Annotated in this window: 25 protein-coding genes; 16 read left to right on the top strand and 9 right to left on the bottom strand. The window is 73.3% G+C overall.

From position 1 onward, the window contains the following. Positions 1–216 precede the first annotated feature (216 nt). Positions 217–591: an ATP-binding protein gene (locus E6U81_RS01030; RefSeq protein ID WP_136228113.1), complete on the top strand. Its 375-nt coding sequence runs from the start codon at positions 217–219 to the stop codon at positions 589–591. 194 nt (positions 592–785) lie between these two features. Here E6U81_RS01030 and E6U81_RS01025 read toward each other — a convergent pair whose 3' ends face one another. Next, positions 786–1025, bottom strand: coding sequence for a chaplin (locus E6U81_RS01025; RefSeq protein WP_240803550.1), 240 nt, complete (start codon positions 1023–1025; stop codon positions 786–788). Between the two features lie 483 nt (positions 1026–1508). On the opposite strand from E6U81_RS01025, the gene E6U81_RS01020 reads away from it, so the two are divergent. Genes E6U81_RS01020 through E6U81_RS39585 form a run of 4 tightly spaced genes read left to right on the top strand, consistent with a single transcriptional unit; the run spans position 1509 to position 7460 of the window. Continuing rightward, entirely contained in the window at positions 1509–2939 is a 1431-nt protein-coding gene (locus E6U81_RS01020) for a hypothetical protein (protein ID WP_136228112.1), read from the top strand. Beyond that, a complete protein-coding gene (locus E6U81_RS01015) occupies positions 2936–4363 on the top strand; it encodes a radical SAM protein (RefSeq protein ID WP_136228111.1) in 1428 nt (475 codons plus the stop codon). Before E6U81_RS01020 ends, E6U81_RS01015 begins: the two co-directional genes overlap by 4 nt. Positions 4364–4374: 11 nt before the next feature. Continuing rightward, positions 4375–6387 (top strand): ferritin-like domain-containing protein, encoded by a 2013-nt coding sequence (locus tag E6U81_RS01010; protein ID WP_136228110.1) that lies wholly within the window; start codon positions 4375–4377, stop codon positions 6385–6387. Continuing rightward, a complete protein-coding gene (locus tag E6U81_RS39585; protein WP_168714516.1) occupies positions 6384–7460 on the top strand; it encodes a hypothetical protein in 1077 nt (358 codons plus the stop codon). Before E6U81_RS01010 ends, E6U81_RS39585 begins: the two co-directional genes overlap by 4 nt. Here E6U81_RS39585 and E6U81_RS01000 read toward each other — a convergent pair. From E6U81_RS01000 to E6U81_RS00985, 4 genes are all read right to left on the bottom strand, one after another. Next, positions 7417–7875, bottom strand: coding sequence for a hypothetical protein (locus E6U81_RS01000; RefSeq protein ID WP_136228109.1), 459 nt, complete (start codon positions 7873–7875; stop codon positions 7417–7419). The genes E6U81_RS39585 and E6U81_RS01000 overlap by 44 nt on opposite strands. Positions 7876–7999: 124 nt before the next feature. Then, positions 8000–8197: a hypothetical protein gene (locus tag E6U81_RS00995; protein ID WP_030662027.1), complete on the bottom strand. Its 198-nt coding sequence runs from the start codon at positions 8195–8197 to the stop codon at positions 8000–8002. Between the two features lie 133 nt (positions 8198–8330). Then, complete coding sequence (locus E6U81_RS00990) at positions 8331–10982, bottom strand: LuxR C-terminal-related transcriptional regulator (RefSeq protein ID WP_240803549.1); 2652 nt, start codon at positions 10980–10982, stop codon at positions 8331–8333. A 97-nt stretch (positions 10983–11079) separates the two neighbouring features. Continuing rightward, entirely contained in the window at positions 11080–11958 is an 879-nt protein-coding gene (locus E6U81_RS00985) for a YhjD/YihY/BrkB family envelope integrity protein (protein WP_240803548.1), read from the bottom strand. A gap of 173 nt (positions 11959–12131) precedes the next feature. On the opposite strand from E6U81_RS00985, the gene E6U81_RS00980 reads away from it, so the two are divergent. Then, entirely contained in the window at positions 12132–12590 is a 459-nt protein-coding gene (locus tag E6U81_RS00980) for a hypothetical protein (protein ID WP_136228108.1), read from the top strand. Positions 12591–12650: 60 nt separating this feature from the next. Here the strand turns inward: E6U81_RS00980 and E6U81_RS00975 are convergent, their stop codons facing one another. Both E6U81_RS00975 and E6U81_RS00970 read right to left on the bottom strand, forming a co-directional pair. Further along, a complete protein-coding gene (locus E6U81_RS00975) occupies positions 12651–13094 on the bottom strand; it encodes a hypothetical protein (RefSeq protein ID WP_136228107.1) in 444 nt (147 codons plus the stop codon). Positions 13095–13223: 129 nt separating this feature from the next. Next, on the bottom strand, positions 13224–13649 hold the full coding sequence (locus E6U81_RS00970) for a YjbQ family protein (RefSeq protein WP_136228106.1): 426 nt from the start codon (positions 13647–13649) through the stop codon (positions 13224–13226). A gap of 134 nt (positions 13650–13783) precedes the next feature. On the opposite strand from E6U81_RS00970, the gene E6U81_RS00965 reads away from it, so the two are divergent. Beyond that, positions 13784–14368, top strand: a complete 585-nt coding sequence (locus tag E6U81_RS00965; RefSeq protein WP_136228105.1) for a DinB family protein — start codon at positions 13784–13786, stop codon at positions 14366–14368. Here E6U81_RS00965 and E6U81_RS00960 read toward each other — a convergent pair. After that, the gene (locus tag E6U81_RS00960) at positions 14365–14904 is read right to left on the bottom strand and encodes a GNAT family N-acetyltransferase (RefSeq protein WP_136228104.1); all 540 of its coding nucleotides are present in this window, start codon (positions 14902–14904) and stop codon (positions 14365–14367) included. The genes E6U81_RS00965 and E6U81_RS00960 overlap by 4 nt on opposite strands. Before the next feature lie 57 nt (positions 14905–14961). Continuing rightward, a complete protein-coding gene (locus tag E6U81_RS00955; RefSeq protein ID WP_136228103.1) occupies positions 14962–15825 on the bottom strand; it encodes a DUF1963 domain-containing protein in 864 nt (287 codons plus the stop codon). A 208-nt stretch (positions 15826–16033) separates the two neighbouring features. Here E6U81_RS00955 and E6U81_RS00950 point away from each other — a divergent pair, with 208 nt between their 5' ends. From E6U81_RS00950 to E6U81_RS00910, 9 genes are all read left to right on the top strand, one after another. Beyond that, entirely contained in the window at positions 16034–16453 is a 420-nt protein-coding gene (locus E6U81_RS00950) for a DUF5133 domain-containing protein (protein ID WP_240803547.1), read from the top strand. A gap of 90 nt (positions 16454–16543) precedes the next feature. Next, a complete protein-coding gene (locus tag E6U81_RS00945) occupies positions 16544–16867 on the top strand; it encodes a plasmid stabilization protein (RefSeq protein WP_136228102.1) in 324 nt (107 codons plus the stop codon). Between the two features lie 28 nt (positions 16868–16895). After that, entirely contained in the window at positions 16896–17141 is a 246-nt protein-coding gene (locus E6U81_RS00940; protein WP_136228101.1) for a hypothetical protein, read from the top strand. A gap of 54 nt (positions 17142–17195) precedes the next feature. Continuing rightward, a complete protein-coding gene (locus tag E6U81_RS00935) occupies positions 17196–18290 on the top strand; it encodes a glutamate--cysteine ligase (RefSeq protein ID WP_136228100.1) in 1095 nt (364 codons plus the stop codon). A gap of 39 nt (positions 18291–18329) precedes the next feature. Further along, positions 18330–18797, top strand: coding sequence for an AraC family transcriptional regulator (locus E6U81_RS00930; RefSeq protein WP_136228099.1), 468 nt, complete (start codon positions 18330–18332; stop codon positions 18795–18797). Positions 18798–18807: 10 nt separating this feature from the next. Further along, positions 18808–19221: a VOC family protein gene (locus E6U81_RS00925; RefSeq protein WP_030027260.1), complete on the top strand. Its 414-nt coding sequence runs from the start codon at positions 18808–18810 to the stop codon at positions 19219–19221. A gap of 89 nt (positions 19222–19310) precedes the next feature. Beyond that, entirely contained in the window at positions 19311–21695 is a 2385-nt protein-coding gene (locus E6U81_RS00920; RefSeq protein WP_136228098.1) for an excinuclease ABC subunit UvrA, read from the top strand. A 107-nt stretch (positions 21696–21802) separates the two neighbouring features. Next, positions 21803–23470, top strand: a complete 1668-nt coding sequence (locus tag E6U81_RS00915) for a carboxylesterase family protein (RefSeq protein WP_240803546.1) — start codon at positions 21803–21805, stop codon at positions 23468–23470. Positions 23471–23596: 126 nt separating this feature from the next. Next, complete coding sequence (locus E6U81_RS00910; RefSeq protein ID WP_240803545.1) at positions 23597–26149, top strand: discoidin domain-containing protein; 2553 nt, start codon at positions 23597–23599, stop codon at positions 26147–26149. The last annotated feature ends 36 nt before the right edge of the window (positions 26150–26185 follow it).

Raw genomic sequence — 26185 nt, 5'->3', positions numbered from 1 at the left:
ATCTCCTTCGGGGTGTCGGGCCAGCCTCGCACGCCGGTGGCGCGACACCGCACGGGGGTCCGCCGCGGGCGGCGCCGATCCCCCGGGCCGTCCGTTCGGCCGCGGGCGGTCGGCCGAAATGCCGATGGTCACGCGGACCCGGCCGCTGGGACCCTGGCAGTGGGCCGTTTCGTCCGGCTTCCTGCCCTTTCCACCTCCTGAGAAGGAGCTGCTCCCATGCTGGTCCTCGACTCCTCCCGCACGGACACCGCACTGGCGCGCCGCGCCGTCGTGCGCTTCCTCCGGGCCAGGTGCCCCTGGGCCGATGCGAGCGACGTCCTGCTCGTGGTCAGCGAGCTGCTGGGCAATGCCGTGCGGCACACGGAGGGCGGCTGGCTGCTGCGGATGACCCGCCGGCAGGAGTCCCTCGTCGTCGAGGTCTACGACAGCAGCAGTGCCCGCCCGGTCCCGCGGTGCGGCGACCCGGAGAACGGGGGAGGCTTCGGATGGGGCATCGTCGAGGAGCTGACCTCGTCCGTGACCGTCCGGTCACACACCGTGGGAAAGTCGGTTCAGGCCGTCTGGGACCCCACGCACAGCCGGGCCGCCTGACCACCCGACCGGTTCCTGCCCCCGTTCGGCGGGCTCGCGAGCGATCGCGCCATCGTGACCGCCGGGCCGACTCCCGCTCATGCGGCCCGGGTTACCGTCCGGTCGGCCGGGTCCGCACCCTGCCCTGACGCGGGTCGGACGTACGGCCCGTCCCGGCCGGAGGTCCGACCGGGACGGGCTCGACCCTACGACCCTCAGACGTTGACGCAGGTGTTGCCGGCGGCCGGGTTGAGCGCGCCGATCAGGTTGACGCTGTTTCCGCACACGTTGATCGGAATGTGGATCGGGATCTGGACGACATTGCCCGAGAGGATGCCCGGCGAGCCGACCGCGTAGCCCTCCGCGACGGAGTCCGCCGAGGCCGAGGACGCACCACCGATGACCGCCAGGCCCATCACCAGGGCGAGGCCCGCACTCTTCCAAACACGCGACACGTGGAATCTCCTTGTCGTGCACGACGGTGCCGGAGCACCGCACGGCCCCGAGGGGGGCCGCCCCTCCTTCTTCGGCAGCCGACCACCGCCGACCGAAGCCCGAACGGCCCCGTTCGCTCGAAGAGGTGCCCCCTCGACCTCCGTTTGGAGGTATCCGCGACGGCGACGCGCCCGCGGCGCCGGCTCGAATTCCCTGTTCGAACACACCAGTTCGGGCCCCGCCCCGGAAACCGGGACACAGATCCCCACCCCTTCGGTCCGACCGCCCCCCAGCCGGGCAGCGACTGAGGCGCGAACCCCCTTTGCCAGTCGCCCACTTGGCCGCCACCTCGATCAAGGGCGCGGTCCGGCGGCCGGGAACGGCGCCGCCCCCGAACACGCCGGTCGGTGACTCAACGTCACCAATGCTGTACTTTTGATTACGCAGCGCTGTCATGTCGCGCCGTGCTCCCTCCCCTCCGTACCGATCACAAGGAGATGCCGGTGATCGAACGACTCTGGATCCAGCCACCCCTCGCCTTCGCCCGTCTGGGCCCCTCCCCCGTCCCGTGCGACAACTACCGCTACGGACCGAGCGACCTCACGCCGCGCGGCACCGGCAAGACCACCGTCCTCCCGGATCTGACGCTGGACCTCGACGAGGACGGCCGACTCAGCGAGCGCCCGTCGGACCGCGTGCAGTTCAAGGACGGCGCCGGCTGGCGGCCGGTGTGCCCCTACTTCGAGGTGCACGGCGAGTGGACCCTCGACGGGGAGTCCGGCAGCGGCCCCGTGACCGAAGAGGTGCTCACCCGCTCCGGGCTGCGTCTGGAGGACGTCCGGTGGGAAGTCTCCGTCGCGAACCTCAAGGCGCACCACATCACCCAGCAGGCCGGTGACCGGATCGAGGCCCGGGTCGACCTGACCGGCGACGACCACCGGCGACACGTCCTCGAAGGCCGGTCGCCACAGGACGCACAGCAGCCCCTCGTCCCGGCCGGTGAGATCCTGCCCCTCGGTTCCGTCCAGCTGCCCGCGCCCAATGCCGGGCTGCCCGAGCTGCGGCTGCGGTTCACCCCGGCGGCGGGCGCCGTCTACGGCCCCCGCGGCCTCGATCCCGACACCGGGTACGAGCCCCCGGCCGAGTGCTTGATCCTCAATCCCGACGCGGCCTGGTGCGGCTTCAGGGTCGGCAGCGCCGACATCCGGACCACTCCCGGTCTGCTCTTCGCAGGTGCCGAGAACGGGTGGCGCAGCATCGGCCTCGTCGACGACGTGTGCGACGGCACCGTGACCGTCGCGCTGCCGGCCGCCGGCCTGACGGCCACCGCGCGGATCGTGAGCGCCCCGCCCCGTTTCTCCCCCGACCGCAGGCCCTTCGTGTCTCTGGCCGACGGGCTGGCCGACCGCGTGCAGCGCGCGGACGTGCACCGGCCCGACTACGTCGAGGACGAGAAGCAGACCGCCCAGGAGGTGCGCGACCTGTTCGAGCGGGTCCTGGAAACGATGGGCGCGGTCAACGTGGACGTTCAGAACGAGCGGTCCACCGCGGAGAACGCGTACCTGGCCCGCTCGCTGGGCCTGGCCCCGGCCGACGCCCGCGCCATGACCTTCGATCCCCCCGAGCCGCTGCTCGGCCTGCTGCTGGGGCTGACCGAGCGGGGCCGGCGCCGCCACCGCCGGTTCCCGGCCCTGGAGGTGCTGGAGGACATGATCCGCGAAAGCCCCGACCTGATCCGCGACCAGGTCCGCGCGCCCGCCCGGTCCGGCGGCGAGGGGGCCGTCACGCTAAAATCCCCGCGGTTCTACACCCGGCAGATGCCCAGCAACATGCGCGGGTCCGACGCGTATCCGATGCATCTGACACGCCGGCAGTACGACCTCCTCGTGCGCTGGGCGGAGAAGCTGCGCGAGGACACGGAGCCGGACTCATGACCGTACTGCTCCAGATCGGACGGCGGCCCCCGGACCCTCCACCGCAGGGCCCCGCCGCGCCCTCCCCCGGGCCACCGCCCCCTTCCGCGGAGGCCAAGGTCTTCCGCAGCGCCCACGGCGCCCACCTGTTCGTGGCGGACGGCAGCCGGGTGTACGACCTGCCCGAGCCGCTCGCCGCCCGGGTGGAGGGGTGGACGGCCACGCCGGACGCCTCGCTGCCGGACCTCGCCCGGGAGCTGGACCTTCCGCTGTGGTCGCGCCCCCGGATCGACGGCGCCCCCGCCGAGCCGCCCCCACTGGCATCGCTCTCCCTCAACGTGATGCAGGCGTGCAACCTGAGCTGCGGGCACTGCTACGCCGACGAGGGGCGCTTCGGCGGATCCGCCCGTTCCATGCCGCGGCACACCGCTTACGCGGCGGTCGACCGGCTGCTGGCGGAGGCGGCTCCCGGGGCGGACGTGGTGGTCGGCTTCATGGGCGGCGAGCCACTGCTCGCCCGGGACCTGGTCCACGACGTGGTCGGGTACGCGACACGGGCCGGTGCCCGGACCGGGCACCCGGTCCGGTTCTCCGTCACCACCAATCTGACCACGGTACGGCCGCAGGACGCCCGGTTGTTCGCCGCGCACCCGTTCACCGTCACGGTCAGTCTGGACGGGGACCGGGCCGGGCACGACGCGCTGCGGCGTGCTCCGGGCGGCGCCAGCGCGTACGACCGGTTGCGTGCGGGCCTGGCGGTACTCGCCCGGCACGGCCGCCCCCGCCACCTGTCGGCCCGCGTCAGCGTGACCCCGCGTACCGGCCGCCTGTTGGACGTCCTGGAGCACGGCATCGGACTCGGCTTCGACGAGGTCGGCTTCGCGGCCGTGGTCAGCGCGCCCGACCCGGCGTACGAGATCACCGCGGGGACCTTCGACGGCTTCCTGGAACAGATGGTCGAGTGCGGGGAGCGCGCCCTGGCCGAGCTGTCGGCGGGCCGCAGCTACCCCTTCGGGAACTTCCTGACCGCCCTGCGGGAACTGCACCGGGGCACCCACCGCCCGTACCCGTGCGGCGCCGGCGCCGGGTACCTGAGCGCCTCCGCCGAGGGCGGCCTGTACGCCTGCCACCGGCTCGTCGACGATCCGGCCTTCGCCATGGGTTCGGTCGCCGAAGGACCGGACCGGGAGGCCCGGCAGCGCCATCTGGCGGCCGGACACGTCGACCGGGCGGAGCCGTGCCGCTCCTGCTGGGCCCGGTACCTGTGCGGGGGCGGCTGCTACCACGAGGTCAGCCGGCGCGGCCGGCCCGGCTGCGACTACATCCGCGGCTGGCTGGCCTTCTGCCTGCGGGCCTACGTCGAACTGTCCCAGGCCGCGCCCGAGTTCTTCCTGCCGCCCCCGGAGCCCGCCGCCACGACCGCCGGGGCCACCGGCCTCGTCTGAAGGAGCCCGCCATGCCCGACCTCCCACCCCCCGCCGGGAAGTTCTTCCCCCGCAACCTCACCGCCCGCGCCGACTACCAGGTCCGCGGCAACCCGTCCGGCAGCCGTCCCGAGAGCGGCGTCGACAACTGCTTCCCGGGCCTGGAATTCGACCAGCGCAACCTGGACACGGCGTTCTTCCCCGGACTGCGGGTCGACTTCCACCGCTCCGACGGCGCCCGGGTCCTTTCCGCGGCGGGCGGCCCCCCGTCCCCGGAAGGGCTGGTCGACACCGACGTGAGCGACGACCGCCGTCCGCTGTACGTTCGGGCCCTGTGCGGGCGTACCACCGTGGACCAGACCGAGGCACGGGCCGGCACGGTGGACTGCACCGGCATGGACGGCCTGGACGTCTGGCGCCACGTCCACGACCTGCTGCCGGGACGGATCGCGGTACTGATCGGGCCGCTGCCCGACCGCAACTTTCCCGGCCCTCCCCCCGACGAGCCGCTCGACCTCAACGATCAGCGCCTGAACACCACGGGCTACGTGCAGCGCAGCGCGAACGGCGAGGTGGAGGCCGCCCTGCTGGTGGCGGACAGGGCCCGGTACCTGGACGACGACGGTGTGATCGAGCCCACGGAGTACCGGCCCGGTGAGCTCACCCGCAGCCTGTGCGCACCGTGGCAGTACGACTTCCGCGACTGCGGCTGCTACTACTGGGCGGCCTCCAAGCCGGATGTGACGAGCAGCGCCGACGGGACCGTGCCGGAGGTCAACTTCCTGCGCAGGGACCGCAGCGACCCGCCCGCGCCCGACAGGTCGAGCGACATCGGGGGACAGCGGTCGGATCTCGAATTCACCTACGGGGACCTCGTCCGTGACTGGAACGTCCTCCCCGTCGTCCTCGACGACCGCGAACAGCGTGATCCCGACCAGGAGGGGCTGCCGCCGGAGCCCGGTCCCGGGGCCGCGCGCGCCGGCCGGAGCAGCGGGACCGACGAGATGACGCCCGGCCAAGTGGCGGACAGACTGACGGAACTGGCCGGTGTGGAGCACGCGCTGTGCGTGGAGTACCTGTACGCGCACTACTCGCTGAACGCCCCGATGCGGCTGCCCGCAAGCGCCGACGAGCTCACCCGCCGCGCCCACGCCGCAGGTCAGGAGGTGTTCTCGGTCGCGGTGGACGAGATGCGGCACCTGCGGTGGGTCAACGAGGCACTCGACATGCTCGGACGGCGACCGGTGCTCGACCGCGCCGAGGAGATCAAGCGCGAGAAGGTGCACCGGTTCGGTCTGGAGCGCCTCACACTGCAACGACTCCAGTGGTTCGTCGACGTCGAGGCCCCCAGCCGGAGTTCGAGCGCCGACCCCGACGACCCGAGCACCGTCGACGGCATGTACGTCGAACTGCACGCGGCTCTGGTGAAGCACAGCGACCGGTTCCACGACGCCGACCGGCTCACCCACCTGATCAAGCTCATCATCGACGAGGGAAACGACCACTGGCGCCGGTTCCGCGCCGTCCAGGGCCACTTGGCCGGCCTGACCGAGCAGCAGTTCCTGCGTCCCCTGGCCACCGAGACCACGGACGAGACGGACCTGGAGCTGCGCCGGCGCAGCGACGACTACTACGAGCTGCTGATGGGGACGCTCCAGGCATCGTTCGCACGGCGCGACACGGCCGGCGGTGAGCTGATGCGACGCAGTCGGGTCGTGATGCAGAACATGCACGAGACCAACCACGAGCTCGCGGCGCGCGGGGTCGGCCCCCTGTTCACCCTGCCGCCCATGCTCCGGCCGCGGCCGGCCGCGCCTGCGGCCGCCGATGCCCAATGGGGCGACGGCCTGTTCGTCCGAGCGGCATCGGCTGCCGCGGCGCGGGCACGCGAGGCGATCGACGCCCTCGACAACCGGGCGGTCCGCGAGATGGCGATCCGTCATCAGAGCGACACCGAATCGCTGATCGCACTCCTCGCCCGGCTCGACGGGGGCCTGCCGCAGCGCACGTCCACCCCGTCCGGCCTGCCCGGTGGCGGCGGGTGACCCTCGTCGAGATCGCCGGCTCCGGGCTGGCGGAGCTCACCTGCGCGCGGCTGCTCGCCGACCGGGGCCACCGGGTCCGGCTGGCCCCGCCCCGGCCGCCCGCGGGCGCGGCGGGGGCGGCCGGAGCCGGACCGCGGCCCCTGCTGCTGACCGGACCCACGCTGGAGCTGGTGGGCTCGCTCTGGGGCACCGGACTGCTGGAGGGCGGCTGGCCGCTCACCCACCGCCACGCACGCTGGGGCGCCGGGCCGCCACCGGCCCGGTTCCCGCAGCCCGGGCGGGCGGTGGACGGTGCGGTGCTGGCCGCCCGGATGCGCGAGCGGCTGGGCTGCGGGGACCTGTCCGGGCAGCCGGCGCGGTGGACGGTGACGGCCGCCCCGGGTGGACGGGAGGCTCATGAACAGGCCGGACGCAGACGGCTGCTGACCGGCACCGCCCGCGTGCGGGAACCGCACGACCAGGACACGGCCCGGCTGGACTGCACCGGGCTGGGCTGGCTCCATCTGACGCCGCTCGGCCGGGGCGACTGCCTCGTGCAGGCGATGGTGCCCGGCCCGGCCGAGGATCCGGCAGGGCTGCTCGCACGGCTGCTGGCCGAGTCCGCCCTCGCCGCCCGGCTGCGCGGTGCGCCCCGTACGGCGGTGGCCCTGGACGCGGCGCCGCGGGTCCGCCTCGCCCCGGCGGTCCCGCCCGCGGCGGGCCGCGCCGGTGTGCTGGTCGTCGGGGCGGGCGCCCTGCGCCAGGACCCCCTCAGCGGCACGGGCACGGCCCAGGCGCTGCGTACGGCGATCCTTGCCGCGGCGGTGATCGACGCGGCCGCTGCCGGTACGTCCGCGAGCGCACTGTGCGCCCACTACACGCACCGCCTGCGAGCGGCCTACCTCGATCATCTGGCCACCTGCCTGAGCCTGTACGGGGCGGCCTTCGACTCGGGCGCCTGGCGGGACGAGATCGACGCCATGCGGGGCGCACTGCGCGGCGGCACCCGGTCCGCATCCGATCGGACCGGGTGCTCGCCCGCCCAGCGCGTCACGCGGGCTTCTGCGACCAACTCGTGCACAGGGACCAGATGATGAACACGTCGATCGCGATGATGATGATCGACCACCACGGCTGGTACGGCAGCCACAGGAAGTTCACGATGATGCTGAGGCTGGCGAGGGCGATGCCCGCGCCCCTGGCGACGTTCGAGCCGAGGAAGAGGCCCACGCCGGTCAGGACGACGACGAGTCCGACGATGAGGTGGATCCAGCCCCAGGCCGTCAGGTCGAATTCGAAGACGTAGCTGCCGAGGCGCGCGTACACGTCGTCCTCGGCGATGGCCGCGATGCCCTGGAAGATCGCGAGGCATCCTGTCACGACGAGGAGGACCGCGGCGAAGAACGTGCCGACCGCCCCTCCGGTTCCGTCGCCGCCGCTGGACAGCGGTGCGGTGCCCGGCGCGGGGCCGGTATTCCAATTTCCCCCGGTCGGTGTCGACTGGCCCATCGAACTCACCTCACAGTTGGCGGTACCGCGCCGGACACTCCTTGCAGTGTCGTCCGGCAGGCGGCTTCTCGTGATCACCCGAAGCGGGTGGTCCTCCCTTCCGGGTCGCGGAGCGGGCACGGCGTCAGGCGGGTACCTGGCGCATTTCGAGCACCCGCAGGCCCAGGGACTGGAAGCGTGTGAGGAGCCCGTACAGGTGTGCCTCGTCCGCCACGATGCCGAGGAGGAGCGTCTGCTCCCGGACCGGGATCCGGTCGAGCTCGGGGAAGTTCGCGGCGAGTGTGTCCGGCACGACGCCCGAGATGCGGAACTCGTAGCGCATGAGAGCACTCACTTCTCTCCGAAGGAAGACTTCAGGTGCCTTCTTGCCTTGCCTTGCCCTGCCATGGTCGGGCCGGACCCGCTGTCCGGCATCGCCCGGTTCGGGCGAGAAGGCCGGCGGCGCCGGATGGGGCCTAGAGCAGGCCGAGGTCCTGGGCGCGGTGGACGGCGTCGCTGCGCCGGGTGACGCAGAGCTTGCGGTAGATGCTCTTCAGGTGGGTCTTGACCGTGTTGGCCGACACGTACAGCTCGGCCGCGATCTCCTCGGTGGACAGCATCCGTGCGGCCTGGCGCAGCACCTCGGTCTCCCGCGCGCTGAGTGCCTCCAGCACCGCGTCGCAGCCGTCCGAACCGTCGGCCGGGCGGCTGCGAAGCGGTGCCGGCCGGGGGGTCCCGCGCAGGTTCCGGCGTACCCAGGGCCCGCTCTCGGCGAAGGGCCGGCGCAGTTCCTCGGGCCGGGCCAGGTCCACGGCCTCGGCCAGCTTGCGCCGCGCCTCGCCGGTGCGGCCCCGGGCCGCGGCGATCTCCGCCCCCAGCAGGCAGACCGCCACCTGTACGGGCGCAGCGGGGCTGTCGTCCGCGGGCAGGCCGGTCAGCTCGCGCGCGGCGGCCTCGGTGTGTCCGGCCGCCAGGAGGGCGCGGGCGCGGGCCAGCGTGTGCTCGGGCCGCCCGGAGGGAGCGGCGTCGAGCACCTGTAGGGCCGCCTCGGTGTCCCCGCGCGCCAGGTGCGCGGCCGATGCGGCCACGGCCAGCGCGTCCGCCGCCCACGCGGAGTGCGGTCCCGCCGCGGGCGCCGCACCTGCCGGGTGCAGGCGGGCGAGAACGGCGAGCGCGGCCCCGCCGTCGCCCTCTGCGACAGCGATCCGGGCGCCGATGACCGCGGCCTGGACCGCTGCCGCGGGTTCGGGGCGGGGACCGGCGGCCGCGGTCTCGGTCGCCAGGTCCAGGTGGGAGCGGGCGGCCGGCAGGTCGTCCTGCTCGACGGCCACACCCGCCAGGACGAGGTGCCCCGTGGCGGATCGGCGCTCGGGCGGGAGCGCCGACTGCTCGGCGACGACGAGGGAGGCGCGGGCGTGTTCGGCGGCCTGCCGCAACCGGCCCCGCAGCAGCTCGGCGAGGGCCAGCGAGCCGAGCGCGTCGCAGAGGGGGTACTGCGTTCCGGGGGCCGGTCCCGGTTCCGTCGCGGGCTCCGCGCAGGCGTCGACCGCGGTGGTGAGGGCGCTCTGCGCGCCGTCGAGCCGTCCGGCGCCGAGCCTGACCGCTCCGAGGGCCGCGAGGAGCAGGGCGCGGAGCTCGGGGTGCGCGGCGACCAGCGGGGCCGGCACTTGTGCGAGCAGGCGCTCGGCGTCGGCCGCCGCCCGTTCGGCTGCCGCCGGGTCGCCGGCCGCCCGCCCGGCGAGCACCCCGAGGAAGGCCCGGCTGAGCCTGGCGGCCGCACCGGAGCCGGGGCCGAGACGGGAGTCCGCGCGCCGCACCGCCTCCTCGTAGCCGGGAAGGTCCTGTACGACGAGCCGGACGGCCGCGCCGACCAGTGCGGGCGCCGCGCCCGGTGCGTCGGCCGGCAGGGGTGCGAACGCCCGGTTCAGCTGCTCCGCCTCCAGGCCGGTGAACAGCCGGCCGATCGCCAGGTCGTCGACGAGCCGGCCCGCGGCGAACGGCCAGTCACCGGCGGCCGCCGCCTGGACCACGGCCTCGTTGAGCCGGCCGGTACCGGCGAGCCAGCGCGCGGCCCGCCCGTGCAGCTGCTGCTCCAGGCCGGGATGGCGCTGACGCAGGTGTGCGCGGAGGACCTCGGCGAACAGGGGGTGCAGCCGGTACCAGGCGGATGCGTCGACCTGTTCCAGGAAGGCGTTGTCGCGGGCCAGCCCGGCGAGGGTCCGGGCGGCGTCGTCGCGGCCGGTCAGCGCGTCCGCGAGGTCGGGGTGGACACGGTCCGTGACGCTGACGCGCAGCAGCAGGTCCTGGGTGGCGGGCGGCTGCGCGTCGAGCACCTCTTTGAGCAGGTAGTCGGCGATCGTGGTGCGGTCGGCGGCGAACTGGCGGACGAAGGCCTCCGGGTCGGGGCTGCGCTGCATCGCGAGGGCGCACAGCCGGACGCCCGCGGCCCATCCCTCGGTCCGTTGCACGAGCAGCCGGATGCCGGCCTGGGAGACCTCCAGCCGGTGCTCGGCGAGCAGGGCTTCGGCGTCCGCGTGGGTGAACCTGAGGTCGGCGTGCCGGATCTCCGCCACCTCGCCGGCCGCCCGGTAGCGGTGCAGGGGGAGCAGGGAGTCCGTCCGGCTGGTGAGGACGATGCGCAGCCCGCCGGCGGCGTGCCGGAGGACGAAGTCCAGTCCTTCCGTCATGGCCGGCGGCTGGGCGGTGTCGAACTGGTCGAGCACGAGGACCACCGGCCGTGCCGACTCGGACTCGGCCAGCCCCGCCGCGAGGCGTACCAGGAAGGACTGGGTCACTCCTTCGGCGCGGGTCGGTCGGCCCACGGCAGCGGGCAGTTGGACCCCGCCCCGGTGCAGGGCCTCCAGGACGTACGCCCAGAAGACGCCGGGGGCGTCGTCGGGTTCGACGGTCAGCCACAAGGGGGGCCGTGGCGTGCGGCCTCCGACCGCCGCCCAGTGGGCGGTGAGGACCGTCTTGCCCGAGCCGGCAGGGCCGTTGATCAGGGTGAGCGGGCCCTGCACCCCTGCTGTCAGACGTCTGAGCAGCTCGGGCCGGTGGACGAGGGTCTTCGGCACGGCCGGTGCGGTGAAACGGGCCGTGAGCATCGGGTCGCACTGCGGTCGGGCCACAGCCTCCACTGAAGCCGTGATCGGTGGTGATCACCACTTGTGTCACCCGGTACGGGTGAGGTGCGGTCGGACACGGGCCGTGCGGTCGGGTGCGGTCTCACCGCGGGGCAGCGGCGGCCGCCGGCTCCTCCGGGTCGTCGGCGGTGCCCAGCCGGTGGGCCAGCAGGTGCTCGTGGGCCAGTACGTATCCCAGGGCGACGCCCATGGTGACGACGACGAAGAACATGATCAGCCAGGACAGGACGACGAAGACCAGCCCGAGGCTGCCGAACTGCTGGAGGCTGTGGTCCAGGGCGCGGGGCATGTAGAACTTGGAGCCCCAGCTGAACACGCTCTCCCCGACCGCGACCAGGACCGCGCCGGGCAGCAGGGGCAGCCAGGCCACCCGGCCGCCGAGCAGCAGGTGCTGGGTCCACCACCACAGCAGGATGCCGCTGATCAGGGAGACGACCGCGCCGAGCACCCGGCCGGCTCCGAACGCCTGCTGTACCGGCCCCTGGAACAGCAGGGCCGTCAGCCAGACCAGCAGCCAGGCCACCCAGCGCCAGGCCGCGAGCCGGGCGCCCGCCTTCGGCAGGTGCCAGGCGCGCTCGCAGGTCCGTTGGAGGGCGCGGCTGCAGGCGGTCGCGGACAGCAGCGTGACGACGACGCCCACGACACCGGTGCTCGCGATGGTCGCCGTGTCCTCGCCGCTGTTGTGCACCACGGAGCGGATCTGGTCCAGTGCCGGGCCCGTGAGGCCCAGGGTCCCGCTGACGGTGGAGACGAGCTGTTCGCGCAACCAGTCGGGTGCGAGGGCCCCGATGACGAAGATGGCGGGGATCGCTCCGAGGAAGGCCTGCGCGGCCAGGCGGGTGGCACAGTCCAGCAGGTTGACGCGGGCGAACTGTTCGAGGATCCGGCCCAGGAACGGCGTGTACTTGCGCATCCAGGCCGGCACGGTGAAGCGGGGCGGCTTGTCGCGCGGTTCCGACACGGTGACGGCTCCTTCCGCGGACGGCGCCTGTCGGCTGCGATGGCCCTCCATGAGCAGGATGGGGCAGCCCAGGACGTCCGGCACGTCGGGAGGCGGCCCGCACGGGTGAAGGGGGCGCGGGCGCGGGGGTTCCGCACCTACGATCCGGGCTGAGACCCTTGAGAGAAGGAACGATGGAGATCATCTTCCGCAGGCTTCCGGACAACCGGCACGATCTCGAAGTCCGCGACCGGCGGGGACGGGACGTGCGGCTGATGTCCCGGGCGACCGGGCCGACCATGCCGCACGACCTCGTGCACGCGGCGGTCGAGAGCGCGCTCGGGATCACCGACGGGTTCTGGGGGGCCATGGCTCGGGGCGCCACCTTCGAGGGGTTCGGGACGACGGCCCCGACCCGCCACCGCCGGTCGGGGATGAAGATCCTGCGACGCGGCGGCGACGCGGTGATGCAGGCCGAGCTCTCCGTCAACTGGACCTACCGCGTCTGGTCCGGGCTGAGCACGCAGGGCAGGGGCGTGGGCCGGAGTCCGCTCGACGAACGGCAGGTCGCCCTGGCGTGCGCGGCGCTCGACCGCGCAGCCGAACGCTGGGCGGAGGTGGCGGAGGGCGGAACCCTCACCTGGCGCTGGTGAGGCCGGGGCGGGGGCCGGACCGCAGTCGGCCCTGCGCCGCCCCGCGTCCGCCGCTCCCCGCTACCGCCCCCGGGGCCCGTCCAGGAGGGTGATCTCGTATTCCAGCGGACCGAGTTCCGCCTGGTGGCCCGTGTCCAGCAGGGCGATCTCCCTTTCCACCGTGTCACGTTGCTCCTGCTGCCCCATCACGGCCAGCTGCAGCCGATAGGCCCTGAGCACGACTATGAGCAGCTGCACCCTCGCGGGCTCCAGTGCGTGCATCCGGCGTGCGGCCTCGACCGCCTCGGCGCGCAGGGCGAGGGCCGTGCCGGGCCGGTCGGCGAACTCCTGGCGGCTGTAGGTGCACAGTGCCCGGGCCAGCAGGGGCAGGTACGCGAGCGGGCTCACCTGGGCGAGCACGCGGTATGCGGCGACCTCCTGTCGGACGGTCAGGGCCTGGGAACCGAGGAGGGCGACTCGGGCTCGGAGTACCGCGTCGTGACTGATGTGCGCCGTGTGATTCATGACGCTGATTCTGAAAGCCGCACCGGGGCCCAAACAAGGGCAATCGACTGTGCCCTTGATCCTACGAAAACCCGCTCTGACCTGTCATGATGGATACGTCTTCACCCCTGCGCCCGCTCGGCGGCCACATCAGCCGGCGAGGAAGGACAGCCGGACCTGCCGGCGGGGGTTGTCCCGGTTGGTGTCCACCAGGGTGACGGACTGCCAGGTTCCGAGTTCCAGCGTTCCGTCGAGCACCGGAAGCGTCGCGTGGGGCGGGACGATCGCGGGCAGGACGTGGTCGCGTCCGTGGCCCGGGGAGCCGTGCCGGTGCCGCCACCGGTCGTCGGCCGGCAGCAGGGACTTCAGGGCGGTCAGCAGGTCGTCGTCGCTGCCCGCTCCCGTCTCGATGACGGCGAGCCCGGCGGTCGCGTGTGGCGTGAAGAGGTTGAGCAGTCCGCTCCGGCCGCGCGCCACCTCCCCGAGGAAGGCGGCGCAGGCGGAGGTCAGGTCGTGGACGGTCTCCCGGTCCCCGGTCGTCACGTCGATGGTGCGCGATGCGAAGGTGTCGGCCATGGCGCCATCCTCCCGCCGCACCGCTGCGCCGCGGCGCAACCGGGCCGCCAAGGACCGGTCTCGGCTCCGCCGGTCACCGTGGACCACGTAGGGGATCTTGAGACCACGGGCAGTCCCTGGCAGGCTCATGCCGCATGATCGACGAATTCGCGAAGGGCAATCTGCACGGGAGACTGCGGCGGGACCGCGAGGCGCTGCTCTGGAAACTCGACGGCTTGTCCGAATACGACGCCCGGCGGCCTTTGACCGCGACCGGGACCAACCTCCTCGGACTGGTCAAACACGTGGCCACCGTCGAGGCCAGGTACTTCGGCGAGGTCTTCGGCCGCCCTTCCCCGGAACGGCTGCCCCGGTGGCAGGAATCCGACGGCAGCGATCTGTGGGCGACCGAGGACGAGACCCGCGATCGGATCACCGGGTTCTACCGGCGCACATGGGAACACTCGGACGCGACGATCGACGCGCTTGCCCTCGACGCCCGCGGCCGCGTTCCGTGGTGGCCGGAGCCCCATGCCGACACGAACCTGTTCGCGGTCATGGTCCATGTCCTCGGCGAGTCCGTCCGGCATGCCGGGCACGCCGACATCCTGCGCGAGGGCCTCGACGGCCGGACCGGGCTGCGCGCCGAACACGAGAAGCAGATCGACGAGGAAGCCCGTGCGGCCCACTGGGCGAAGGTCGAAGAGGCCGCCAGGTCGGCCGCATCCGTCAAGGCCTAAAGGGTGGTGCACCCTGCTCGGGGCGTCCCGGCCGCCGACGGGTACTCCATGCAGACCAGGTCCTCGCGCGGGTCCCAGGATTCGGTCGCCCGGAAGCCCAGGCGTTCGTACAGGGCGATCGCGGGGGTCCGCCAACTCCACACGGACAGGCGGACGGTGGCGACGCCGCTGTCGGCGGCGCAGTGTGCGACTGCCGCGCGGAGCAGAACGGAGGCGACACCGCGTCCCCGACGGGCCGGGTCCGTCCAGACCCGCTTGATCTCCGCGGTCCCCGCGTCCGGAGCGGTCACCACCAGGCAGCCCGCCGGTGCGCCGTCGTCGACGGCCAGGAACACGGTGGCGTCCGCGAAGGCGGTCCGCGGGTCCCGGATCTCGGCCAGGTAGCGCGCGGGCAGTCGGCTCGCGTCCGCGACGGGCAGCCCCTTCTCGGCCTCCGTACTCAGGTGGTAGTCCGTCAACAAGGCCGTCAGCGCGTCGGGGTAGCGGAGGAGGGCGCCCGGGCTGTGCACGACGGCCGCCGTGGTGTGCGCGTTCATGACGGGATCATGACATCCCCGCCGCAGACCCGGGTAGGCCCGCCAACTGCAGCCTGCTCACTGCACGCTGAAGCGGTGGGGGTGGGCCGGATCCCGGGGGCAGGCGAAGACGTTGAGCCTGCCGAAGTTGCCCACGGCGACCCCCGTCGGCCGGTTCGCGTCGGCCCCGGTGGGCAGCGGGCGCCAGCTTTCGCTGTCGGAGCGCCACTCGTACGAGTCGACGGTCAGCAGCAGCCGCATCATGCGGCCGCAGTCTCGGCAGTCCGTGCTCCCGGGGCCGGTGACGTTCCACGCCGCGTGCCCGCCGGCCTTCCAGCCGGGCGCGACGGACAGGTCGCTCTGGTAGGTGGGCGGGGCGGCGGCTCCTTCGTCCTCGGCCTCGTGGCCCGCCTCCTCCTGCGCGTCCTCCCACTCCTCCACGCGCTCGCCGAGTTCACCGGTCAGCAGCTCGATGTACGGGTACTCGGTGACCTGCTCCGGATGCAGCACGCACGGCTCGGGCACGTAGCCGTCGAAGCCGACGCGCTCGGGTTGCGGCTGCGGCGCCAGTACCTCGCGGACCTCGGCCGACCGCCGCCACCTGAGCCGCACGTTCATGCCGTACCCCGTGGGCCCGTGCAGGTCGAAGGGGCACCAGAACACCTGGAGCAGATCGCAGCCGCCGGGCCCGGGGGGCAGGTCCGGGACGTCCCGGGCGTACAGCTGAGCCACCGCGAGCAACGGTCCGCCGTACCGGTGCGGCTCGTCGCACACCGGCCACGGCTCACCGGACGGCCACAGCAGCGGACCGCCGACGTGGCTGTCCCGCGCCGTCGGACGCCCGGCTCGGGGGTGCAGCCTGGTCGCCGTCGCGCGGTGGGCGGCCAGCCCGGGGAAGAGCGCCTCGGCGTCGAGCGGCCGCGGCGGGGTGGTGAAGGTCATGCGGCCGAACCTACAAGCCGGGGGTGCGCGGTGCGTTCTGCGGGTGTGGGAAGGCAACCGGAGCGGGCATACCTTTCATACTTCCCCCCACCGCTCGCGCAGCCTTCGGTTGAAAGGATGATCGGTGATCTCTCAAAGCATTCATCAGCCCCCTGGAGGGCATGTACCGGTCCTCCGTGGCGAGCAGACGGTGGAGTGGGCGACGGGCATGGTGATGGCCCTGGCACCCTGCGGGACCCGTGAGGCGCGGCTCGTGCTGGCCGCGGCCGCCGAGCTTGCGCGGGTGCCGGTGGCGGATTTCGCGGCCGCGGTGGTCGCGGGCGCGCGCGGGGAACCCGTACCCGCCCGGTGGGAACGGGCGCTGCGGCGGGCGGTCGAGGCGCTGCGGAGCCCCCGGCCCGGGCCGGAGGGCGGGCGGGGCGTCGGCCTGCTGCCCAGCCGGGCCCGGACCGAGGACGCCCTGGCCCGGTTCCGGGCGGCCCGGGAGCGGCTCGCCGGGGCCCCCGGCGACGGGGCGGCCCGCAGCGCCATGGACGACGCGGCCTACACCCTGTGCGTACTGATGGGCCGCTCGACCGTACACGAGGCCGTCCTGGCGGCCGAACGGCACCTGGCGGGACCGGACTGACCGCCGCGCCTGAGGCCGGTCGTGTGGGGCGCCCCGTCACGGGTAGGCGCCGGACGTACCGAGAGTCCGCACACCAGCAGGGGAGTCGTCATGCCTCGCGGTTCCAGCCCCAAGCGGGAACGACAGTACGAGCACATCAAGGAGAGCGCCGAGGAGCGCGGCGAGAGCCCGAAGAAGGCGAAGGAGATCGCCGCGCGGACCGTGAACAAGGAACGCGCCAGGGCCGGCGAGTCCAAGACGGCGAGCAGGACGTCGCTGGAGGACATGTCCTCCGCCAAGCGCGGCGGGCAGCGCTCCCACAAGGGAGCCCAGGGCCCCACCTACGACCAGCTCTACGCGGAGGCGAAGCGCAAGAACCTCCACGGCCGTTCCTCGATGGACAAGGCGGAGCTCAAGCGGAAGCTGGGCCAGTGAGCCCGGCCCGCCGACGGAGGAGGACACGATGACACGGCACGGGCAGAGCCACGGCAGGCGGCCGACCACCCCGTCGCAGGCCCCGGGCGAGAGCGGTGACCGGGAGGCCCGCCGCGAGGCGGACGAGGCCGTCCGGCGCGGCGGCGGCGGGGACGACCGGGAGGCCGGCGCCCACACCGCGAAGCGGCAGCGGCCGGGCACCGGGCGCGAGGAGCAGGTACGCCCGCAACCCCCGCGGGGCGAGCGCCCTCCGCCCAAAGGTGCCGACCGCTGAGCCGGTCGGCGCAGGCGGTGGATGATCAGGGCGATCCCGGGGTAACCGCACCGGGTGATCACATTCGGCGTCGAAGAGGAATACCTCCTGGTGGACCCGGTGACGGTGCTGCCGGTCCCCGAGGCCGAGCACGTGCGCAGGGCGGCCGGCCTCGGCCCGATCGCCGAGGACGGTGAGGTCCAGGACGAGCTGCTGCAGGCGCAGGTCGAGGTGGCCACGCCCGTCTGCACGGAGCTGGAGGAGGTGGGCGGGCACCTGCTGCGGCTGCGGCACGCGGTCGCGTCCGCCGCCGAGGAGCACGGCTGCCGGGTCGCCATGGCCGCGGCCGCGCCGCTGCGGGACACATCGGCGGTGCCGGTCACCCGCAAGCCGAGGTACCTCAGGATGGAGGGCCAGGCCCGGCAGCTGGTGGACGAGCAGCTGATCAACGGCATGCACGTCCATGTGGGAGTGCCCGATCCGGCGACCGGCGTCGCGGTGCTGAACCGCATCCGGGTCTGGCTCCCGACGCTGCTGGCCATGTCGGCGAACTCCCCCCTGTGGGACGGCAAGGACACCGGCTTCGCGAGCTGGCGCACGATCGTCTTCGGCCGCTGGCCGGTCAGCGGCCCTCCCCCGTACTTCGACGGGCTCGCCGACTACGAGCAGCGGATCGACGCCCTGGTGGCCTCGGGGGTGATCGCAGACCGGGGCCAGTTGTACTGGCAGGCACGGCTCTCCGACCGCTTCCCGACCGTCGAGGTGCGGTGCCTGGACGTGCAGTTGCGGGCCGACGACGCCGTCATGCTGGCGGGGCTGGTTCGGGCGCTGGTCGCGGTCGCCCTCGCCGAGGAGAAGGCCGGGGCCGCACCGGCCCGGTGCCGGCCGGAGCTGCTGCAGGCCGCCAACTGGCACGCGGCCCGGCACGGCCTGAACTCCACGCTGGTCGACCCCGACGGGCGCTGCCGCAGCAGCGGTGACGTGCTGTACTCCCTGCTCGCGCATGTTGCTCCGGCGCTGGCCGAGTCCGGCGACGAACGCGAGGTGGCCTCGCTCGTGCACCGGCTCCTCCAGGAGGGGACGCCGGCCGACCGGCAGCGCCGCGCCCTGCGGGAGGGCGGCATGCCCGCGCTCAGGAACCTGATCGTGGGCGACTCCCCGTCCGGCTGAGCCCGGGCGGGAGGTTCCCGCCGTGCGATGCTGGTACCCATGACCCTGGAAGACCTGGTGAGGCTGCGCCGTGCCCGGGACGTGATCGACCGCGACTACGCGGAGCCCCTGGACGTTCCGGCGCTCGCGAAGGTCGCGCTGATGTCGCCGGGGCACTTCTCCCGCAGCTTCCGCTCCGCTTTCGGGGAGAGCCCGTACAGCTATCTGATGACCCGCCGCGTCGAACGCGCGAAGGCGCTGCTGCGCAGGGGCGACATGAGCGTGACGGAGGTCTGCTTCGCCGTCGGGAGCACGTCGCTCGGGTCCTTCAGCTCGCGCTTCACCGAGCTGGTCGGCGAGAGCCCCAGCGCGTACCGGGCCCGCGCGCACGAGGCGGGCGAGGCCATCCCGGCGTGCGTCGCCAAGTACATGACGCGACCGGTCAGGGGCGGTGAACCGACAGGGGCCGGTGGACCGATCAAGGATCCGGTCAGGAATGGAGAAGCGAAATCGACGGGCGCCTCGTAGCGTCGGAGCCATGAACATCAACCTCTCGCAGTGCTTCATCGCAGTCGACGACCACGACAAGGCGATCGCGTTCTACCGCGACGTCCTCGGCCTCGAGGTGCGCAACGACGTCGGGTTCGAGGGAATGCGCTGGGTGACCGTCGGCTCGCCCTCGCAGGACGTCGAGATCGTCCTCGAACCGCCGCTCGCCGACCCCGGCGCCCCCGCCGCGGACCGGCAGGCGATGGCCGAGCTGCTGGCGAAGGGCATGCTGCGCGGCGTGATCTTCTCCACCGACGATGTCGACGCCACCTTCGAGCGCATCCGGGCGGCCGGCGGGGAGGTCATGCAGGAGCCGATCGACCAGCCGTACGGTGTCCGCGACTGTGCCTTCCGCGACCCGGCCGGCAACATGCTCCGCTTCAACCAGCCCCGCAAGCAGTAGCACCCCTTCCCCCCACGGGCCGCGGTCGCGTTCGCGCCACCCGCGTGACCGTGGCCCCGGCCCGCCCCATGGATGGAGAGACGTCAAGCATGGCCACGAGGAAGAACACGCAGCCCCCCGGCCGGCACGCTGCCGACAGTCACGACCTGATCCGCGTGCACGGTGCCCGCGTGAACAACCTCAAGGACGTGAGCATCGAGATCCCCAAGCGCCGGCTGACGGTGTTCACCGGGGTCTCCGGCTCGGGCAAGAGCTCGCTGGTCTTCGACACGATCGCCGCGGAGTCGCAGCGGCTGATCAACGAGACGTACAGCGCCTTCGTACAGGGCTTCATGCCGACGCTGGCGCGCCCCGAGGTCGACGTGCTGGACGGGCTGACCACCGCGATCATCGTCGACCAGCAGCGGATGGGCGGCGACCCCCGCTCCACGGTCGGCACCGCGACCGACGCCAACGCGATGCTGCGCATCCTGTTCAGTCGGCTCGGCAAGCCCTACATCGGCTCGCCCAAGGCGTTCTCCTTCAACGTCGCCTCCATCAGCGGGGCGGGTGCGGTCACCGTGGAGCGCGGCGGCCAGACCGTGAAGGAGCGCCGCTCCTTCAGCATCACCGGTGGCATGTGCCCGCGCTGCGAGGGCCGGGGCTCGGTCACCGACCTCGACCTCACCCAGATCTACGACGACTCCAAGTCGCTGAACGACGGCGCCCTCACCGTCCCCGGCTACAAGCCGGGCGGCTGGAGCTACCGGCTCTACAGCGAGTCGGGCCTCTACGACGCGGACAAGCCGATCCGCAGGTACACCAAGCGGGAGCTGCACGACTTCCTCCACCGCGAGCCGGTCAGGATGAAGATCGCGGGCATCAACATGACGTACGAGGGGCTCATCCCCCGGATCCAGAAGTCGATGCTCGCCAAGGACCGCGAGTCGATGCAGCCGCACATCCGGGAGTTCGTGGACCGGGCGGTCACCTTCACCACCTGTCCCGACTGCGACGGCACCCGGCTCACCGAGGCGGCCCGGTCGTCGAAGATCAAGAAGGTCAGCATCGCCGACGCGTGCGCGATGCAGATCAGCGACCTGGCCGCATGGGTCGACTCCCTCGACGAGCCCTCCGTGGCGCCGCTGCTCACCACGCTCCACCACACCCTGGAATCGTTCGTCGAGATCGGGCTCGGCTACCTCTCCCTCGACCGCCCCGCCGGCACCCTCTCCGGCGGCGAGGCCCAGCGCGTGAAGATGATCCGCCACCTCGGGTCCTCCCTCACCGACACCACGTACGTCTTCGACGAGCCCACCACCGGTCTGCACCCGCACGACATCCAGCGGATGAACGGCCTGCTGCAGCGGCTGCGGGACAAGGGCAACACGGTGCTCGTGGTGGAGCACAAGCCGGAGACGATCGCGATCGCCGACCACGTCGTCGACCTCGGCCCGGGCGCCGGCACTGCGGGCGGCACCGTCTGCTTCGAGGGCACCGTCGACGGGCTGCGCAAGGGCGGCACCATCACGGGCCGGCACTTCGACGACCGGGCGGCCCTGAAGAAGACGGTGCGCGAGCCCACCGGCCGGCTGGAGATCCGCGGCGCCACGACGCACAACCTGCGCGACGTCGATGTCGACATCCCACTGGGCGTCCTCACCGTCATCACCGGGGTCGCCGGTTCCGGGAAGAGTTCGCTGATCCACGGTTCGATCCCGGCCGGCGAGGGCGTGGTGTCGATCGACCAGGGCGCGATCCGCGGGTCCCGGCGCAGCAACCCGGCGACGTACACGGGTCTGCTCGACCCGATCCGGAAGGCCTTCGCGAAGGCGCACGGCGTCAAGCCGGCGCTGTTCAGCGCCAACTCGGAGGGTGCCTGCCCCACCTGCAACGGTGCGGGGGTCGTCTACACCGACCTGGCGATGATGGCCGGTGTCGCGACCACCTGCGAGGACTGCGAGGGCAAGCGGTTCCAGGCGTCGGTGCTGGACTACCACCTGGGCGGGCGCGACATCAGCGAGGTGCTCGCGATGCCGGTGACCGAGGCCCTGGAGTTCTTCGGCTCCGGCGAGGCGGCCACGCCGGCCGCGCACCGCATCCTCGACCGGCTCTCCGACGTCGGGCTGGGCTACGTCAGCCTCGGCCAGCCCCTCACGACGCTGTCCGGCGGCGAGCGGCAGCGGCTCAAGCTGGCCACGCACATGTCCGACAAGGGCGGGGTCTACGTCCTCGACGAGCCGACCACGGGACTCCACCTCGCCGACGTCGAACAGCTGCTCGGGCTGCTCGACCGGCTCGTGGACTCGGGCAAGTCGGTCATCGTCATCGAGCACCACCAGGCGGTCATGGCGCACGCCGACTGGATCGTCGACCTCGGCCCCGGCGCCGGCCACGACGGCGGCCGGATCGTCTTCGAGGGCACCCCCGCCGATCTCGTCGCCGACCGCTCCACCCTCACCGGGGAGCACCTCGCGGCCTACGTCGGCGCCTGACCTCCGGGCGGGCTCCGGGGCCCCGTTGGCCGCGGGGCCCGCGTCCGATCAGGTCGCGTACGGTGCGTACGCGCGCGGGAGGGGGCGGTGCGCGGAAGGCTTGCCGGGTGACGCTGACGCATCGCGGATCTGCCCGCCCGTACGTCCCCCGCCCGTTCCGCCCCCGCCGGTCGCTCGGGGCGGCGGCGTGCGCCCTGGCCCTGGCCGCCGCGGCGTCCGCGCCGCTCGGCTGCGCCGCGCGGCCGGGACCGGCGCCGGTCGGCGAGACCGTGCGCACGGACGCCGGACCCGTGCGCGGGGTGCGGTCGGGCCCGCACCTGCTCTTCCGGGGCATCCCCTACGCGGGTGCCCCCGAGGGGCGGCACCGGTGGGCGCCGCCCCGTCCCGTACCGCCGTGGAAGGGTGTGCGGGACGCGACCGCGCCGGGGCCGCTGTGCCCGCAGGTGCCCTCGCCGTACGCGCGGATCTCCAGTACGGAGGAGGACTGCCTGGTCCTGAACGTGACCACGCCGCCCGCGGCGGACCGGCGGCGGCCCGCGCCCGTACTGGTCTGGATCCACGGGGACGGCTCCGTGGGCGGCGGCTCCTTCTTCGACGGACGCCGACTGGCCGCGCGCGGGCTGGTGGTCGTGACCGTCAACTACCGGCTCGGCGTCTTCGGCGGTCTGGCCCTGCCGGGGCTGGAGGGCTCCGGCACCTTCGGCCTGCAGGACCAGCGGGCGGCGCTGGCCTGGGTACGGAGGAACGCGCGGGCCTTCGGCGGCGATCCGGGCAACGTCACCGTCGCGGGCGTGTCCTTCGGGGCGTCGGCCGTCGCCGGGCACCTGATCTCGCCCGCCTCCGCGGGCCTGTTCCACCGCGCGGTGATGGCGAGCGGCGAGGGCGTGATGGACATGCCGGCCGGCGCGATGGGGCCGGGCGTACCGGGATATCCGTGGTACGTCTGGCGGACCGGGCGGGAGATGGAGGACATCACCACGGCGACGACCTCCTCCCTGGGCTGCGGCGGGGGCCGCCCGGAGCGCGTCCTCGCATGCCTGCGCTCCCTGCCCGTCCGCAGGATCCTGGAGGTGCCGTACGTGATGAACGCCTTCCAGGCGTTCGGGTACGGCAACGCCACCCTCCCCGAACTGCCGCCCGCGGCCCTGCGGGCCGGGCGCTTCCACCGGGTGCCCGTCCTTTCGGGCGCCACCCGCGACGAGCACCGCACCTTCGTCGGGATGGCGTACGACGCATCCGGCCGGCCCTTCACCGGGGCGGACTACGACCGTGCGCTGCGCACGGCGTTCGGCACAGCGTCCGCGGCGCGGGTGCGGGCCGCGTACCCGCCGGGCGCCTTCGCGTCCCCCGCGCTGGCGTGGGCGGCGGTGGTCACCGACCGGATGTGGGCGCGCGGTACGCAGGCCCAGCACGATGCGCTCGCGCCGCATGTTCCGGTGTACGCCTACGAGTTCGCCGACCGCGACGCGCCGATGTTCCTCCCGCTGCCGGGCGGCTTCGCCTTCGGCGCCTTCCATGCCGGTGACGTCCCGTACCTGTTCGAGGACGAGGCCGCCGAGCCGCTGTTCACCCCTGCGCAGCGCCGGCTGTCGGCCGCGATGACCGGCTACTGGGCGGCGTTCGCCCGGACCGGTGCGCCGCGGGGAGCCGGCCTGCCCGGCTGGCCGCCGCACCGCGTGGACCGGCCGTACACGCAGTCCCTGGCGCCGCAGCGGATCGGTCCCGTCGCCTACCGGCAGGAGCACCGCCTCGACTTCTGGGACGCCCTTTCCTGACGCCTGCCCGGCGCGGGCCGCCGCGGCCGTCGCGCGGGTTCCCGCCAACTCTCCTCATTTCCGGACGAGTTGTCGCTGCGCTGACTATCTTCTACGGGGCACATCAGTTCGCCCCAGGAGGTCAGATTGCAGTCCAGGCGCTCCCTCGCGCTTTCCCGCCCGTTACGCCGGTCCCACCTGCTCATAGCCTTCGCCCTCGGCTCCCTGCTGATCGGCCTGACGCCGTGGCTCGCGGTCACGAGCACCGCGGCCGGCCGGGCCCCGGGGCCGCGGTCCGCGCCCGTGCCCACCGACCAGCAGGCGGCGGTGCAGTCGCCGCACCACGGCATCGCGCCGGCGAACGCCATGGAGCCGGCGGCCCCGGTGCTCGACCGGGCCGGGTGGACGGCCACCGCGAGCGACGAGGAGGCCACCGGCGAGAACGGCCGCGCCGCCAACGTGCTCGACGGTGACAACAACACCATCTGGCACAGCAAGTGGACCGCCACCGCCGCTCCGCTGCCGCACACCATCACCATCGACATGCACCGCACGGCGGTCGTCTCCGCGCTCGTCTACCGGCCGCGCGCGAACGGGTCGAACGGACGCGTCGGCGAGTACGGCATCAGCGTCAGCGCGGACGGCCAGAACTGGGGCACTCCCGTCGCCACCGGCACCCTTGCGGACGACGCCACCGCCAAGACCCTCGGCTTCGCACCGACGGGCGCCCGGTTCGTGCGGCTGACGGCGGTCACCGAGGCCGGCAACCGCGGGCCCTGGACCTCCGCCGCCGAGATCAACCTGCTGGGCGACCCCGGCACCCCCGCCGCGACCGTCGACCTGTCCCGGGCCGGGTGGACGGCCACGGCGAGCGACGAGGAGACCACCGGCGAGAACGGCCGCGCCGCCAACGTGCTCGACGGCAACGCCGACACGATCTGGCACAGCAAGTGGTCCGGCACCCCCGCTCCGCTGCCGCACAGCATCACCATCGACATGCACCGCACGGCGGTCGTCTCCGCGCTCGTCTACCACCCCCGCGGCGACGGGCCCAACGGGCGTGCGGGCGCCTACTCCGTCGCCACCAGCGCCGACGGCATCTCCTTCGGCACTGCGGTGGCGACCGGCACCTGGCGGGACGACGACACCGTCAAGACCGCCACCTTCACCCGCGCCGAACACGCCCGCTACATACGCCTCACCGTGACCGGTGAGGCCGGCGGCCGCGGTCCGTGGACCTCGGCGGGCGAGATACGCCTGAGCGGACCGGCCAGCCCCGCCGTGCACGGGTCCTGGGGCCGGATCATCGGCTTCCCGCTGGTGCCGGTGGCCACCGCCGCCCTGCCCGGGGACAAGCTGCTGGCGTGGTCCGCGTACGCCGTCGACCGCTTCGGCGGCAGCAACGGCTACACCCAGACGGCGATCCTGGACCTGAAGACGGGCAAGGTCACCCAGCGCCGCATCGACAACACCGGCCACGACATGTTCTGCCCCGGGATCGCCATGCTGGCCGACGGCCGGGTGCTGGTCACCGGCGGCAGCAACGCGGAGAAGGCCAGCATCTACGATCCGGCCACCGACTCCTGGTCCGCCACCACCAGCATGGACATCGCCCGCGGCTACCAGGCCATGACGCTGCTCTCCACGGGCGAGGCCTTCGTCCTCGGCGGGTCCTGGAGCGGGAACGCGAGCACCGACAAGGCCGGTGAGGTCTGGTCCCCCGACACCCGCACCTGGCGAAGGCTCCCGGGCGTTCCCGCGTCCCAGGCCCTGACGGCCGATCCGGCCGGCCCCTACCGCGCCGACAACCACATGTGGCTGCACGCCACTTCGGGTGGGAAGGTCCTCCAGCTCGGTCCGAGCAAGCAGATGAACTGGATCTCCACCACCGGCCAGGGCTCCGTCACACCGGCCGGCACTCGGGCCGACAGCCAGGACGCCATGACCGGCAACGCCGTACCGTACGACATCGGCAAGCTGGTCACGCTGGGCGGCTCGCCGGCCTACCAGGACTCCCCCGCCACGCAGCGGGCGTACACCGTGGGCATCTCGGGCAGCCAGGTCCAGGCGGCCCGCACCGGGGACATGGAGCACCCCCGTGCGTTCAGCAACAGCGTCGTCCTGCCGGACGGCAAGGTGGCGGTCTTCGGCGGCCAGGCCTATCCGGTGCCGTTCAGCGACGCCACCTCGATCCTGACGCCCGAGCTCTGGGACCCGGCGACCGGCCGGTTCACCCCGCTCGCCTCCATGGCCGTCCCGCGCAACTACCACAGTGTGGCCAACCTGCTGCCGGACGGCCGGGTCTTCTCCGGTGGCGGCGGCCTGTGCGGCGACTGCGCGACCAACCACCCCGACGGGGCGGTCTTCACCCCGCCCTACCTGCTCAACGCGGACGGTTCGCCGAAGCCGCGGCCCGTCATCACCGGGGGCGTGCCCCCGAGGGCGGCTCCCGGCACGCGGCTGACGGTGAGCACCGAGTCGCCCGTGGCGTCGTTCGTCCTGATGCGCGCCGCGGCCGCGACCCACTCCACCGACAACGACCAGCGGCGGGTGCCGCTCGCGTCCACGCCCGCGGGAGGGGGCGCATACACGGTGTCGATCCCCGCGGACACCGGTGTGGTGCTGCCGGGGACGTACATGCTCTTCGCCCTGGACGCCCAAGGGGTTCCGAGCATCGGGCAGTTCGTCACCGTTTCCTGACCTTCGGGTGCGGCCGCCCGGCCCGGTCGGGTCGGG

The sequence above is a fragment of the Streptomyces sp. A0592 genome, from assembly GCF_004795115.1.
Taxonomy (GTDB): Bacteria; Actinomycetota; Actinomycetes; order Streptomycetales; family Streptomycetaceae; genus Streptomyces; species Streptomyces erythrochromogenes.
The sequence above is the reverse complement of the archived record's forward strand: the minus strand, read 5'-3'. Positions and strand labels throughout refer to the sequence as shown.